We start from the raw sequence: 14,536 nt of genomic DNA, 5'->3' as shown, positions 1-14,536 counted from the left end.
TTTTCTCCCCACTTTTCTTCAGGGAAGACTATCAGATTAGTTCAAAGAAAAAATAATAACAAGAGAAAAATTTATTTTTTTGTAGTGCGCATGTTGGTATGCCGATTAATCATCAAGAATGCCTATGTTTTAACTAAATGCCTGTTTGTCCTAGCTATACCGTGTAAAGGCATCTAGTGACTACCTTCAGCTCTTCATGCGCGGAATCCAGCACTTGCTTGGTACAAGATCGTATGGATGTCCGTGCATAAAGCAGGGCGGAGGTATAGGAAAAGAAATTTTGTCGATTAGATGCGTTCATTTCTGTCTATACACCAAGCTTGACATACTTATTCATGTCTATACTATATGTTTGCCTTTTTCCTTTTAATCCAAAGATGAAATTTTTCAAAAAACTATTTATTTTCTTCGCGGTCACCCTAATAGTCGCTACAGTGATTTTATGGACTCTGGCCAAATCCATTAGTCCGGCTGTAGTCAAAGACTATGTAAGCGCTCAATTAACCCTCTTGACCAAGCAGCAAAGCCAAGTAGAAGGCGATATTTCATGGCAATTGTTTCCACGGCCTGGAATTAAAATTACTCGAGTAACAATTGGCAATGACAACAAGCAAAATGATTATTCAGTAAAATTGGAAAATTTACTTTTTAATTTAAAAATAACCCCTCTTTTACGTGGGAAGCTGGTTTTTAGCGAGCTTAATGTAAATGGTTTTCAACTTACTATTAATTCGGATATAAAGCAGCCAGTTGCTAAAAAAACAGCACTCTTCTCTCCTCAAAAGGATAGTATTGCAGAACAATTTGCAATAGAAAACATTCTTTTAACCCATGGTGAAATGCTGTTTAAAAAAGATAAAAGAATTATCCAATTTTCCAATCTTCAAATAGGTGCCGAACGTTTTAATTTACAAAAACAATCCTTCCCTCTCCAATTCAAATCCCAACTAACAATTACCGCCGATGGCAAACCCTCTGTTAGGGCCCATATTAATTTTAAAGGAAGTACTGCTTTATCCATGAAACTGTTTGATAATCCACTAGCAGCTTTCCAAAATACACCGTTAGCAGGTCAACTTATAATTCAAGATTTTAAGTTGAATCAGTTTAAGGTAAATAAAATCCGTTCTACTGTAAAAACAAAAGCCGGTACCCTGTTACTTAACCCATTAACCTTAAATATGTATCACGGCGAGTCGGTCGGTGATTTGAGTTATGAATTTGCCACAAACAAGCTTGTCTTAAATCAAACAGCAACTAACTTAAATGGCAGTAAACTTATTTATGATTTGGTAGAGAAAAAATTATTCAGAGGGAATGTTGATTTCTCCATTCATGCTTTGGCCAATATGGATAAAAATTGGCTTGAAACTGCATCGGGCAATGGAAATCTCACCATCAAAGATGGGGTGGTTGAATCTGTTAATTTAAATAAAGTTATTGATAAAACCAGCAATAAAATCAATCAACTACTGAGCGGCAAAAAAAATGAAGTAACTGATGTCCTGCAACTCAGTCAATTTGATGATCCTGCTTTCTTTAAAGGCCATACTAATTTTAAATTGCTTACGATCGAGTATACGCTTCAGAATGAAAAATTATTAAGTAACTCCCTGGTCTTACAAACAGACAAATTACAACTTAAAGGGGACGGCGAATTAAATTTAAAAGACACTAACTTAGATAGCCATTTGCAAGCGAAGGTAAGCCTGACTGATCCTGAAGTGGATAAAATTCAACAATTGTTAGGCGGAAACTTTCCACTTTTAGTAAAAGGTAATTTAAGAGCCCCTGCTGTTTTACCCGATTTAAAAATTATTAATCCTATCCTAACTCGATTTTGGTTGAAAGAAACACTGACAAAGCCTGTAAAAGTCTTTCATAAACAACTTAAAACCCTTTTAACCAATGAGAATAATTAGTCAACTTCATGAACAGTTTAGCCAACCACTATTAGCCTGGTTTGATCGGTTCGGGCGTAAGGATTTGCCTTGGCAAAATCCTCGAACACCCTATCGGGTCTGGGTTTCTGAAATTATGCTGCAACAGACTCAGGTTAAGACAGTCATTCCTTATTTTGTTCGTTTTATGGAGAATTTTCCTGAGTTGTGGCATCTGGCCAATGCGACAGAGGATGAGGTATTAGCCCTGTGGTCAGGATTAGGTTACTATGGTCGCGCACGTAATTTACATAAAACCGCCAAAATTATTTGCGAACAGCATCAGGGAGTTTTCCCATACCAGCTGGAGGAATTAATTGCTCTACCGGGTATAGGCGAATCAACCGCTGCAGCCATTGCTTCACAAGCATTTAACCTAGCGACTGCAATTTTAGATGGCAATGTAAAACGCGTTTTATGTCGCTATTTTATGGTTGGCGGCTTCCTGGAGCAAACAACCACCAAAAAAACACTTTGGCGGCTCGCAAATCAATGTATGCCCACCTACCGTTGTGCAGATTACACGCAAGCCATTATGGATTTAGGGGCCATCTGCTGTACCACTAAAAACCCTGATTGTACCCATTGCCCATTACAAACAACTTGTCTTGCCAAACTTCAAGATCAAGTCAGCCAATTTCCACATAAGAAAATAAAAAAAATTTTACCCCATAAAGAAGAACAGTTTTTATTACTACACAATGAAGACAATAAAATTTTTCTTGAAAAAAGACCGCCAGTGGGTCTATGGGGAGGATTATGGTGCATACCTAGTATAAGTATGGACAGTTGTCCTGAAGCATTTATTAAACAAAATTATCAGTTTGAGTGTTTAAACGTTAAAGAATTGCTTCATCTCAAACACTCCTTTAGTCATTTCCATTTACATATCAGAGCTCTCAGTGTCTATACGAGAGCGCAAGAATATAGTGTTTATGAGTCGACTGGAAAATGGTTTAGCCCAAATGAGGTTGTTCATCTTGGGCTAGCAAAGCCGGTTACAACCATTATTAAACATTTTCAGGAAATGCTCGGCTCAACAGTTTGACGCTTGCTTATTGCCATTATGATTAAAATAACACCAGCAAGACTCAGCAGAATAATTTCAGCAGAATACAGTTTTGTTACCGGGATATCTTTCCAATGCACTAAAGCATAATAAAAGAAAATGATAATAGCCCCCGACAAACTATTAAATAACGACTGTACTCTTCCCTGATAATCAAGATCCGTTATTTCTTGAGCCAGAGTGGTCAATAAAGCCCATGAAGAAAAAGAAAAGCCAATAAAAAAATGATACAAGATTGCTAGCTCTGTATTCTGGGTATGGCTAAAAAAATAAAAGGATACAATTCCCAACAGTACCTGGCCAAAAATAACCTTACCCAATGAAAAAAGCGTGGCAAGCCAGGGACTCATAAAACCGCCAAAAATGATCCCGCCTGATAAAGCAGCTTCAAGCCAACCAAATTGAGCAACATTACTGTGCAAAATTGATTTTGCAAAGGGTGCCAATAAAACCGGGGCAGTCATGTATGAAATAAAAAATAACCCCTGAACCAAATAAATAAACAACACGGGTGTACGTTGAAGAATATAGCGGCCTCCTTCGACAAACTGCGTTAAAAAAGACTCTATTAGTTCTTTCGCTTTCCTTTGTCTGTGATAAGGGATTGCCAGAAGAAAGAACGCTGCCAATAAATAGCAAGCACCGTTTATGGCAAAGCAAGTGGCAAAAGAAGTGTATGCCAGAATCAAACCAGCACTCCCCATTCCTAACGCGGCTCCCACTTCGTAAGCAGTATCCAGCATGGCATTGGCGTAAAGCAAATCCTCTTCCTCTACAATGATTTCACGGATAAAAGCCATGGCTGCAGGAATATAGGCAGCAAGCAACGTTCCTATTAACGTTGCCAGGAAATAAATAGCAAAAGGATTAATATAATTATTGTAGGCAATTAGTGCAAAACCAAACAAACAGAGCGCGCGCAAGCCCACTGTCGATAAAAGCACCCATTTTCGATTGTAACGATCAGCAAGAACCCCCATGAATGGTCCTAATAAAACATTAGGAAGCCAAAAACAGGTCATAAGAATAGCCGTGGAAACCACCGACGTATCAAATCTTATCAGTGCCCATACCATGACGATGTAAGTTAAGCCATTACCGAACATGGCTAACATACAGCTTAGCGTAAAATGCCTAAAAGCGGCGTTTTTAAAAAGATGGCGTTGTTTGCTCAACATAATATTTTGTCTTTTGAACGTAGCTGGCAAAGAATGTTGCTCTAGTGCCAGAAACCTTATTGTGATACAAGAGAAATTAACTCGCTTCCTTTACAGCTTCTCCTGACTTCTATCTTGCTGCACTTGATGATAGAGTCAGAGAACTGCAAATCATACCATATTGCCAGCAATATGAAAAGTTTTTGAACAAAAAAGTATGTTGTTTTCATCGATAAATACAGTATTATCAATGCTTAACTCATACTATTCAGCACGGCATCTTTTAGTAGGTTTGCAAAGGAAAAGACCTTTGCACTGGACAATAAATTGGAGTCGCGTTTTTGCGAGCGTCAGCGAAGCAATCCATTCGCAACGACGACATAAAAAATTTTATCCTGTGCAAAGGAGAAAACACTGCATAACATGAGTTCTTAATCTTCTTGAGAGCAAATATGATCATTTTACTTCTATTAATTAGTTTTATTGCTTTATTGTGGGCCGCAAATCAATTGGTCACAGGAGCAGCTGGAATAGCGGCATACTACCGCTTGTCCCCGCTATTGATAGGTTTCACTCTTGTTGCTTTAGGCACTTCCGCTCCAGAAATAATGATTGCAATTACTGCATCGATAGAAGGTTTTACCGATATAACCCTAGGGAATGCCATTGGTACAAATATAGCGAATGTTGGTTTGGTCTTGGGATTAACGACATTAATAAAGCCCATCCGAGTACAATCGACTTTAATGCGAAGAGAGTACCCTTTATTGTTTTTGGTAATGCTTTTTTCTTATTCCCTAATTCTCGATGGTTATTTAGGCATCCTGGATGGCTGCCTGTTGTTAATAATGTGTTTGGTAATTATTAGCTATTTTATTGTAACTACTCGGCAACAACGTCCACAAAAACAATTGACCTTGGCATTTCAACAGGCAGCACTGAGGAAGCATTCTATGAAATCTCACATTCTCAGCCTGTTGCTTGGTTTAATCGTACTTCCAATCAGTGCAAAGTATTTAATTAACAGCAGCACTGAGCTTGGACATATGCTTGGAGTAAGCGATTTGATCATTGGATTAACCCTGATTTCTATAGGGACAAGCTTGCCAGAGTTAGTCACTTCGATTGTGGCAGTTACAAAAGGGGCAGACGATATTGCTATTGGCAATATTTTAGGGGCTAATGTATTTAATCTGCTCACAATCATGATTTTTCCGGGAATTATTCACCCAGCGCCTGTAAGCACTACTTTGTTATGGCGCGATATTCCTGTCATGTTTATAACTGTGTTTATTCTTTTGTGGATGAATTACCGCAATAAAAAAAGAATGGCACGATGGCATGGGGGCATCCTGGTTTTAATCTATTGCTGTTATATATTTTCTTTGATTATCAATGCAATGATATAAAATCTAATGCTGTCTAGAGCAAAATTTTTTTTGTCGTTGCGAACAAAGTGAAGTATCCAGAGCAGATCTTTGTTCAAAGATTGAATTAGATTGCTTCGCTGACGCTCGCAACGACGCGATTCTAAATTTTTGTCTCGCACAGAAGTCTATGCAGGACAACGCAATTCTAAATTTTTTTCCCACACAAAAAGATCTGTCGATTCTTTCCAAGTGAAATTAACTATGGCCAGATACTTTGTGGTTGCTGCTGCAGGATAGTCAGGGCAGCAACAGCCTCAGGTTGCCCCGCCTGAGCTGCTTTATTAATCCAGTACCATGCTTTTTTGCGGTTTTCAGTAACACCCTGCCCGTAGTAATACATATACCCTACGGCATATTGTGCATCCCGGTTTCCTTTTTTTGCTTCAGGCTTTAAACGAACGAATGCTTGTCGATAGTCTTGTACGCGAAAACTTTTGATGCCCTCTATTAAATTCGAGCGAGCTACACAAGCAAACTCAGCGAGAGCTAATACAATTATCAGGGCTATGCGGAGGGAAAAACGCATGATTTATTCCTCAATGAGCGGCTTTGCTGGAGCTTCGAAGATTAATTCATTTTTCGGTAAACTTAAACTCTCAAGCGCCCCATTATGCAATACAACGATGGCATCAGGTGAAATCCGTTTAATAATGGCACCACCAGGCAATGAATCTCCAATAGAATAAACTTTTTCAGGCCCTCCTCCAACTTTAATAATCACTTGAGAGTACTCTTCATTATCATCAAACATAATACCAACTATTTCAGCATCAAGCATTGACTGTTTGATATCGGCTTCTGCCAGATTAGCGGGCAGATAATCACCGAATAAGGGCGTAGTGAAGATAGGGGAACGGCTATGTAACGTTTCTTGTACCGGCTGCTTTCTGTAAATTGTAGTAACAGTTACTTGTTTAGTCGATTGAAAAAAATTAATAATTTCCCACAAAAATAAAAAGAAGGTCAGAAAAAATAAAAATACCGCCATTAGCAATTTGTGATCAATATACGCAAGAGAAAATTTAGTATTTTTCATAAATTGTTGCAACTTAGCACGATTTTTGCCTGTATTTACTCATCAAACGTTCTATCATCACAGAAAATTAAGGGATATTGCAAGTTTCGTAGCTAATAAGGGAGTGATTAAACGATGGTTTTATAGTTTAGACGCACCCGCTAACGACTAAAGGAATTTGACAATGGAAATAAATCAAGAGCCACCTTTTGTACAACTAGCAACCATGTCCCGCTGGTATGTGGTTTCTCGGGCTATTCATGTTATGGCAAAACTTGGGATAGCCAATCACATGTCGTTACAACCTGTAAAAATTGAAACGCTGGCAAAACTAACAGATACTGTACCTGAATTATTGGAAAGAATCCTACGGTTTCTTAGCGCCTATAAAATTTTTAATTGTGAGGGCGATACTTGTGCGCTTACTGAATTGTCGCTACCTCTTCGCGATGATGACCCCCACTCTATTCGCGATGTTTTATGCATGGTCGATGAGAATTGGTGGCAGGCTTTTTCTTGTCTAGAAACGAGTTTAAAAACAGGGGACTCCGCCTTCTTTCATCAACACGGAGAAGATTTTTTTAGTTTCCTAGGCAAACACCCCGAAAAACAAAGAAATTTTGACAAGGGAATGGCTAAATTATCTACTTATGATGATAGCGCAATCGCCAATGCGTTTGATTTTTCTTCGTTTTCACATTTAATAGATATGGGCGGAGGTCGCGGTGGACTAGTTAAAGCAATCTGTCAAAAACATCCGCAGCTAAAACTGACACTATTCGATACGCCACCTGTCATTAATCAACTGGACAATAGTGATTTTCCTGCTCAGGTTGAACTCATTGCCGGGGATTTTCTAAAATCTATCCCTCCCGCCGACGCCTATCTATTTAAAGGTGTTCTGCACGATTTCAACGATAGTTTAATGCAACAAATTTTAAAAAATTTACATGAGCAAATGCCCAAAGATGCAATACTTTTCATTGCAGAACAGGTTCTTCCTGACACCAAATCCCCTCATCCCAATAAAACAATGGATATTGTCATGATGGTCTTATTGGGAGGCAGGCAGCGAAGTTTGACTGAATGGCAAAAATCCATTGAACCTGCAGGTTTCGTTTACCAGGACAGTTATAAAACAAATTCACTCTTTACATTAATGAAATTTAGACCTGAAAAATAAATAATGTTTAATGACGTGAATGAGGGTATGGCAACTTAAAAAACTATTCACCTTTAAATCCATTTGCTGTATAATTATACTATGTGTATTTTTTTGAAGAATTATTATGTCTAAAGAATTACCTAAATCTAAATGGCACGAGATAAAAAAACAATCTGAAATTGATGAGAAGTATACTCCTGTAGATAATGCAACTCGAATTAAAAAGCTTTTTCTGGACACTTACAATGGCAGCCCTGTTGATACAAAAGAAGAGTTTGATATCCAAACTACAAACCAGGGTCCAAGTGATACACCGATAGAAAATGAACAGGATGAGTCAACTCATACTAACAAGCCTCAGTTAGGCGGCTAATATCGTTGTAATAAGCTAAAGCGGATGTAAATAGGATTTCAAGATACCGCGTGGATCATATTTTTTCTTAAGATTAAGCCAGGCATCATAAGAAGAGCCAAAGTGGGCTTTCCAATATTGTTGTTCCAATCCATCACCCAAATAGCCTGAAAGATACCGCTTTCCCCCTTTTTCAAGAAATAAAGAGTCCAAAAGTTTTATCGTCTGCAGACAAGCTGGAAGTAATTTATCATTCACCCCTGGGGTTAAAATCATTACCGCATAAATTTTCCCACCCCTGGGAAGTATTAAAAAGCCTGTGTCAGGCTGATTTGCAATGGGTACAATCTGCAACACAGTAGCATAAAAAAGGGGCAACTGCGGCAGAATTTCATCCAGCGTAGTTTTTAGTAATTGTTCGGAAACAAAGCACTCATACCAAGGATGCAACAGTTCCCATTGGCCGGTCATTTTCATGGCTTCGAAGCGAGAATCATGTCGATGAAAATAAGACATGATGGATTCATCCTGCGTATGAAGAGTTTTCCAGGGTTTTAAGGTTGGGTTAATATCATCAAGTGTTGGTGCTTGGTTATCAAATTCTTTGCAGATATGCAAAGCATAAAGCCAGTGCGCAAAAGGTACGCGTCGCCCTGAGTCCGTTAATTTCGCTCCCTGGACAGCGGGAGAGCAAAAAGTTTCCAAATAATCAGCTTCCTTTTCAGCTTTTTGTATATCTTGTAACCATTGATCTTTATCAAGGTAAACTAAAAAAAAGGTTCTGACATTTTTTGCACAGTGTCGCAAATTAATACAGGCCTTGGTTATCACAGCGAAACGACCTTGCCCTGAAAGACAAGCTCCGAAAAGATCATCGTCAGGATCCACAATTTTAACGTTCCCGTCTGTTGTAAGTACTTCCAGTGTTTTCACGTGAGAGGTGATGCTGCCAAATTTAAAAGACGATGCCCCTATTCCCCCCGCTGAGAGAACCCCCCCTACCGACAAGTTACAATTATAGGGAATTACATAAGGACTTTGAGACTTCTGTAAGGATTTAGCCAGTAAATCAGCCCAGGTTGCATTCGCATCTACCCAGATAGAATCGTTTTCATGTTCACCAATGTTATTTAATTTTTTCAGATGCACGGCTAAGCCGCCCTCTAAGGGAAGCGATTGACCACATTGACTTAAACCATTTCCTCGAAGTGTTAGAGGGAGAGAGTGTTGATGAGCAAAATTTAGCAAACGTTGTAATTTTTCCAAGGAGGACGGAGTACAAGCTGCAATTGGAGAAGAGTGGGTAAGCCTACCAAAATCTTGTGCAAAAAAAGAAAGCGAATGCTCATCACTGAGCATCGCTTCTCCTGTTTCTTTCTCACACTGCTTTATCTGATGCATATTCCAAAGCATTTGCTGCATTTTTATTCCTTTCTTTAGCCAATTGCAGTCGTTTGTTACATGCAAGAATTAATCCATCGAACATTTTATTGAAGGCATCATAGCAGCGATCAATCATTTTTAATGCTTCACGACGTACGTTCACGGGTACAGGCCACTCAAACAGTTTACGTTCCATTTCTGCTTCAAAAATTGCATGGGCCATTTCGACTTCAAGATGTGAACTTGAGAAGTATTTAAGATTTTTGTCCGCACCTGTTTTCTTCACTTGCTTTACTACTTTTTCGAAGAAAACATGACCAGAAGACTCTAATGTCAACAGTAAAGCAATATTGATAATTTCATCGTCCGCTTTATAAATTTCAGACATAATCGCATAGGCTGCATCGCGGGTTAACTGAGATTCTTTGCTATATAGCCATGCTACATCATCTTTATTGCATGAATCGTTGTGAGAAACCCTACCTAGATATTTTTTATCATGTAGGAACCATTTCTCATGGCCAGCGTCTTCCAATCGATGGTGACGTGCTACCTTTTTCAAATAAGGGTCTGTAACTCTTTCTTCATTTAAACGTAAAATATCCTGGAAGGTCATTGCCCAGAAAGTCAATTCAGGGACAAAATAACTGATTTCCTCTAAATTATCTAATTGAGCCAAGACATCGAAAAAGGGATGATTCATGAATTCTTGTTGTTTGGAGTCAATATAGGATTGTATAGTTTTCATAATCGTTGCCTCCGAGGCATAATAAATTTTTACTCATCTTGGGTATTGCACCCATCATGCCAATATTTTTTTCTTTTTGAGGCAAAAAAGCGCAAAAAAACCTTCTTTTTTTCTTTTAGGCAGGGGTAAACCTCGGAAAGCGACAAAAAAATGCCTCCGAAAACAGGCAATATGACAATTTTTTGGCCAATTTAATCCTTTATGATAACGCTTATTCTAGTTTTGAGTTTAAATTCGCCAAATTTTTGTCATATTGCTCCATTAATGTATTCACTTTTCCCCAATCTATCTCATTTATCGACCTCGCTTTTTCACAAATTTTATTTAATAACGCCTGTTGGATTTCCCCACATGCCTTTGCAGTGGCATAAGGCGTATTGGTAAACATGACCAACACATGTTTTGAAATATAACGCTCTGGATAACGATGCATTAATTCTTGTTCAAGCTGTTTTTTTAAATTAAATTGTTCATCTCGTATATCCGTTTGTATCTCGTGATAATTATCCATTGACATTTCCGCTACCGCATCTGTATTCACCTTGCGAGCTGTAAAAAAAGCCGGCATTACCTGCTGCCAGTTATCCTCATAACTGTCTAAAAGCTCATTTAAAATTCGGCAATCCTCAAAGGCACTATTCATCCCTTGTCCAAAAAAAGGGACTATCCCGTGTGCTGCATCACCTATTAATAAACAATGATCACCAACATACCAGGGTGAGCATTTAACGGTGCTTAAATTACCCGTGGGATGATTAAAGAATTCTCCAACTGGATCAGGCATTGCTGGATACGCATCGGAAAATTGTGTTTTAAAAAAAGAGCGAATAGAAATTTCATCATCAAGCGCTGCAAAACTGTGTTTGCCTTGCAGGGGTAAAAATAGCGTACCTGTAATGGATAAATCACGGTTAGGATTGCCAAGTAGCATAAACGAATCTCTAGGCCAAAGATGTAAATGCTCAGGTACAAACTCAGAGGAATGGCTGCGTGAAATTGACAACTCCTTATAGCCATGTGGTAGAAAACGCCTTGAAGCCTGCACCAGATTTCTTTTTATCAGTGCCTCACGAACATAAGAGCCTGCCCCATCGGCACCAATTAATACCTCATAGGATTTATTTATAGGTTGCTGGTTTTTATTGGAAAACGTTAACGCTCTATTATTTATATCAAGGTTTACTAATTTCATGTCAAAATGCACACGAATTCTTCTATTCTTTTCAGCAGCATTAAGCAATAGCGCGTTTAATTCACTACGATGAATAGCATTAATATATTCACTACTGCGACGTCCGAACGCCTGAAATTTTATTTCGCCATCGGCTTCATGAATCGCCCTTGCTCGCATGGGTACCATTATTTTCTCAACTTCAGGCATTAAATCCACACCGGCTAATCCAGTAATGCCACGGCATGATAAAGCAAGGTTGATTGAACGGCCTCGATCCGGTTTCTCTATTCGAATATCAGGTCTTGCCTCAAAAACCTCGACTTCATAACCTCGTCTGGCCAGATAGAGTGACACCAATGTCCCAGCTAAACCAGAGCCAATAATGGTCACGCTTTTCATACTCTCTCCATTGCCATCTCAGTCAATGAAACCAGTTATTCTCAGCCTCATCTATCCCAAGATTTGCTCTCCATAATTTTTCCATCACTTATACAGGCAAAGTGATAAACTAGTACTAAAAACATCGACTTTGGCGTGAACTAATGCATAAACATACTCCAAAATGAAAAATGTTCTTTTCCTTTGAAAATTAGAACCATGTATTAATCCCAGCAAAAATCATACCGGACTTATTGCGAGTCTCCGCACATCAATAAAAGTTAACGTTATCAGTAACTATCTTCTACGTCTCCGCTTCGTATGGGAGATCCAAAAATTTGTCAAGATCACTGAATTCCGCTGCTAACTAGAGCATAGAGGATTAAGGGTTTGTAGAAAATTTAATATAAAAGTTAATTATATTTCGGATAATGCTCTAAAAATTCTTTTAAAGCATCAGGTGTTGCAGGAGGTTTGAAATAATAACCTTGAGCGTAATCGCAACCATGTTGAATCACAAAATCTTTTTGAAGCTCTGTTTCTACTCCCTCGGCCAGCACCTCCAAATTTAAACTGTGACCGAGATTAATAATAGCCCTTGCAATAGCAGCATCGTTTTCTTTATTGACCAATTCGCTAATAAAAGAGCGGTCAATCTTTAATTTATCGACAGGAAATTGCTTGAGGTAGGATAAACTGGAATAGCCTGTACCAAAATCATCAATGACAAGCTTCATTCCCATATCTTTTAATTGATACATTGTTTCTACAGCCTTATCAATGTCATCCACCAAAAGACTCTCAGTGAGCTCAAGTTCTAAATATTTTGCGGATAAACCTGTTTTTTCCAGAACGCCACTAATAACTTCTGGCAATTGACTTTGTCTAAACTGTCGGCCTGAAATATTAACTGCAATCGATAAATTCTTAAATCCCTGCCGATGCCATGCTAGCGTTTGTGTACAAGCTTGTTCCAGAACCCATTGACCAATATCGATGATTAAGCCATTTTCCTCTGCCATTCCAATAAAGTCCGCAGGAGAAACTTGCCCCAGCAAATGACTATTCCAGCGAAGCAAAGCCTCGAATCCAACGACTTTCTGTTTTTTCAAATTAATTAAGGGTTGATAAACCAGATAAAGCTCGTTTTTTTTCATTGCATCATGTAAAGCGTTATCCAATTGCATATGATTGATAACACGCTTGTTCATTTCTTGTTCAAAAATACGATAGCTATTTCTACCACTATCTTTGGCATGATACATTGATAAATCAGCATTCTTCATGAGGGACTCATAGTCAAGTCCATCCTTCGGATAATAACTAATTCCTATACTGCCCGTTATTTTTAAACTATGTTGGTCAATCTGGAACGGCTTTTCAATAAGATGCAGGACTTCCTGAGCCATTTGTTGAGCCTGTACCTCTGTACTGAGCTCCGGTAAAAGAATTACAAATTCATCGCCCCCTAACCGAGCTACCGTATCATAATCATTAGTAGCAATTAATAAACGATTTGCGACAGCCTGTAGTAATTTGTCGCCGATACTATGGCCTAAGGTGTCGTTAGTCATTTTGAATCGGTCTAAATCGAGAAAGAGAAAAGCAAGTATGGATTTTTTCTTTTTGGCTTGCAAAATTGCCTGCTCGACCCTATCCATTAATAGCACACGATTGGGTAGCTCTGTCAGCGAGTCATGTGTAGCTTGTCTCACCAACTGCTTTTCCATTTCGCGACGTTGGGTAATGTCATTGATGATGCCAATAAAATGTCTAATTTTACCAAAAGAGTCACTGACCGGCGCTACGCTTAATTCTGACCAATACATTTCGCCGTTGCGTCGATAACTTTCTAGTTCAACCGTTTCTTCACGCTGTTCTCGTATTGCCAATTCAACCCGCTTTTGATTAACCTGGTCGATTTTAGTGCCTATAATTTGCGAAATATTCTGGCCGATAATTTGTTTATCATTGTAGCCCGTGATGCGCTCAAAAGCCTTGTTCACGTAAATAATGGGTTGGGATGCTTTAGTAATATCAATAATCGCTACACCATGGGTACTTGCCTCAATCGCCCTCTCGCGAATACGCAATTCATCATCTGCCATCATTTTTTGGGTTACATCGCGAAAGCTATATACCCGGCCTACAATTTCAGAACCAACGCGTTGCGGTTGCGTATAACGCTCAAAGATGCGGCCATCTTTGAAATGAAGCAAGGGAAGCTCTCCTTGCCACTCAGGATTTTCATAAAGATATTGGACATCCGCAATGACTGCAGCAGGGTTACTTAACTGTTCCAGAATGTATTCAAACCCTATGCTTTCTGTACCGGATTCAAGCATGTAAGAAGGGATGCGCCACATTTCAACAAATTTTTGGTTCCAATCCACGACCTGGCCTTTACCATTGACCATCATGATCCCATCAGCAGTAGACTCCAAAGTCGCACGTAATAGCGAAAGTGATTTTTCAAGCTCAATGTTTTTTTCCAGTATTTCACTGGTTTGTATTTTAATATTATTAGACAGCGGGGCATTGACTGAACGTTGGAACTCTGGTTGATTGTGGTACCACTTTTCAAGGAGCGAAGACAATTCTGGGGTTAGAGAAATAATCCCCAACTCTTCACAAACATTGGTTAAGGAGGGTTCCTTCCCCTGCTGTCTTACAGATTCAGCCGCAGAGGCAACTTTTTCATAACTAATTTCTTGCCTACGCATTA

General features: G+C 38.9%; 12 protein-coding genes. 5 read left to right on the top strand and 7 right to left on the bottom strand.

What is annotated here, in order from left to right:
• Positions 1–377: 377 nt before the first annotated feature.
• A complete protein-coding gene (locus Ljam_RS02280) occupies positions 378–1,922 on the top strand; it encodes an AsmA family protein (protein WP_058448520.1) in 1,545 nt (514 codons plus the stop codon).
• Positions 1,909–2,988, top strand: a complete 1,080-nt coding sequence (gene mutY, locus Ljam_RS02275) for an A/G-specific adenine glycosylase (protein ID WP_058448519.1) — start codon at positions 1,909–1,911, stop codon at positions 2,986–2,988. The genes Ljam_RS02280 and mutY overlap by 14 nt, the downstream gene beginning before the upstream one ends.
• Here the strand turns inward: mutY and Ljam_RS02270 are convergent.
• Positions 2,961–4,187: an MFS transporter gene (locus Ljam_RS02270; RefSeq protein WP_058448518.1), complete on the bottom strand. Its 1,227-nt coding sequence runs from the start codon at positions 4,185–4,187 to the stop codon at positions 2,961–2,963. The two genes, mutY and Ljam_RS02270, sit on opposite strands and share 28 nt — an antisense overlap.
• 431 nt (positions 4,188–4,618) lie before the next feature.
• Between Ljam_RS02270 and Ljam_RS02265 the strand changes: the two genes are divergently transcribed.
• Positions 4,619–5,575, top strand: a complete 957-nt coding sequence (locus Ljam_RS02265; protein ID WP_058448517.1) for a calcium/sodium antiporter — start codon at positions 4,619–4,621, stop codon at positions 5,573–5,575.
• Positions 5,576–5,795: 220 nt separating this feature from the next.
• On the opposite strand, the gene Ljam_RS02260 is transcribed toward Ljam_RS02265, so the two are convergent.
• Together Ljam_RS02260 and Ljam_RS02255 are read right to left on the bottom strand one after the other, a co-directional pair.
• On the bottom strand, positions 5,796–6,122 hold the full coding sequence (locus Ljam_RS02260; protein WP_058448516.1) for a tetratricopeptide repeat protein: 327 nt from the start codon (positions 6,120–6,122) through the stop codon (positions 5,796–5,798).
• Positions 6,123–6,125: 3 nt separating this feature from the next.
• Positions 6,126–6,632 carry a type II secretion system protein N gene (locus tag Ljam_RS02255; RefSeq protein WP_058448515.1) on the bottom strand — a complete coding sequence of 169 codons (507 nt, stop codon included), beginning with the start codon at positions 6,630–6,632 and terminating at the stop codon, positions 6,126–6,128.
• Positions 6,633–6,795: 163 nt separating this feature from the next.
• On the opposite strand from Ljam_RS02255, the gene Ljam_RS02250 reads away from it, so the two are divergent.
• Together Ljam_RS02250 and Ljam_RS02245 are read left to right on the top strand one after the other, a co-directional pair.
• Positions 6,796–7,794, top strand: coding sequence for a methyltransferase (locus tag Ljam_RS02250; protein WP_058448514.1), 999 nt, complete (start codon positions 6,796–6,798; stop codon positions 7,792–7,794).
• Between the two features lie 106 nt (positions 7,795–7,900).
• Complete coding sequence (locus Ljam_RS02245; protein WP_058448513.1) at positions 7,901–8,149, top strand: hypothetical protein; 249 nt, start codon at positions 7,901–7,903, stop codon at positions 8,147–8,149.
• Between the two features lie 15 nt (positions 8,150–8,164).
• On the opposite strand, the gene Ljam_RS02240 is transcribed toward Ljam_RS02245, so the two are convergent.
• The 4 genes from Ljam_RS02240 to Ljam_RS02225 all read right to left on the bottom strand — a co-directional run bounded on the left by Ljam_RS02240 (position 8,165) and on the right by Ljam_RS02225 (position 14,534).
• Positions 8,165–9,550: an FAD-binding protein gene (locus Ljam_RS02240; protein ID WP_058448512.1), complete on the bottom strand. Its 1,386-nt coding sequence runs from the start codon at positions 9,548–9,550 to the stop codon at positions 8,165–8,167.
• Complete coding sequence (locus tag Ljam_RS02235; protein WP_058448511.1) at positions 9,507–10,259, bottom strand: hypothetical protein; 753 nt, start codon at positions 10,257–10,259, stop codon at positions 9,507–9,509. The genes Ljam_RS02240 and Ljam_RS02235 overlap by 44 nt, the downstream gene beginning before the upstream one ends.
• A 211-nt stretch (positions 10,260–10,470) precedes the next feature.
• On the bottom strand, positions 10,471–11,832 hold the full coding sequence (locus Ljam_RS02230; RefSeq protein ID WP_058448510.1) for an FAD-dependent oxidoreductase: 1,362 nt from the start codon (positions 11,830–11,832) through the stop codon (positions 10,471–10,473).
• 392 nt (positions 11,833–12,224) lie between these two features.
• Positions 12,225–14,534: a bifunctional diguanylate cyclase/phosphodiesterase gene (locus tag Ljam_RS02225; protein ID WP_058448509.1), complete on the bottom strand. Its 2,310-nt coding sequence runs from the start codon at positions 14,532–14,534 to the stop codon at positions 12,225–12,227.
• Positions 14,535–14,536 lie beyond the last annotated feature (2 nt).

The organism is Legionella jamestowniensis, assembly GCF_001467745.1.
Lineage (GTDB): Bacteria > Pseudomonadota > Gammaproteobacteria > Legionellales > Legionellaceae > Tatlockia > Tatlockia jamestowniensis.
This window is presented reverse-complemented; position numbering and strand designations above follow the sequence as displayed.

Excerpts from the sequence above, each read along its gene's own strand:
- Ljam_RS02280 (WP_058448520.1), top strand. The coding sequence starts at position 378 with ATGAAATTTTTCAAAAAACTATTTATTTTCTTCGCGGTCACCCTAATA.
- mutY (WP_058448519.1), top strand. The coding sequence starts at position 1,909 with ATGAGAATAATTAGTCAACTTCATGAACAGTTTAGCCAACCACTATTA.
- Ljam_RS02270 (WP_058448518.1), bottom strand. The coding sequence starts at position 4,187 with ATGTTGAGCAAACAACGCCATCTTTTTAAAAACGCCGCTTTTAGGCAT.
- Ljam_RS02265 (WP_058448517.1), top strand. The coding sequence starts at position 4,619 with ATGATCATTTTACTTCTATTAATTAGTTTTATTGCTTTATTGTGGGCC.
- Ljam_RS02260 (WP_058448516.1), bottom strand. The coding sequence starts at position 6,122 with ATGCGTTTTTCCCTCCGCATAGCCCTGATAATTGTATTAGCTCTCGCT.
- Ljam_RS02255 (WP_058448515.1), bottom strand. The coding sequence starts at position 6,632 with ATGAAAAATACTAAATTTTCTCTTGCGTATATTGATCACAAATTGCTA.
- Ljam_RS02250 (WP_058448514.1), top strand. The coding sequence starts at position 6,796 with ATGGAAATAAATCAAGAGCCACCTTTTGTACAACTAGCAACCATGTCC.
- Ljam_RS02245 (WP_058448513.1), top strand. The coding sequence starts at position 7,901 with ATGTCTAAAGAATTACCTAAATCTAAATGGCACGAGATAAAAAAACAA.
- Ljam_RS02240 (WP_058448512.1), bottom strand. The coding sequence starts at position 9,550 with ATGCAGCAAATGCTTTGGAATATGCATCAGATAAAGCAGTGTGAGAAA.
- Ljam_RS02235 (WP_058448511.1), bottom strand. The coding sequence starts at position 10,259 with ATGAAAACTATACAATCCTATATTGACTCCAAACAACAAGAATTCATG.
- Ljam_RS02230 (WP_058448510.1), bottom strand. The coding sequence starts at position 11,832 with ATGAAAAGCGTGACCATTATTGGCTCTGGTTTAGCTGGGACATTGGTG.
- Ljam_RS02225 (WP_058448509.1), bottom strand. The coding sequence starts at position 14,534 with ATGCGTAGGCAAGAAATTAGTTATGAAAAAGTTGCCTCTGCGGCTGAA.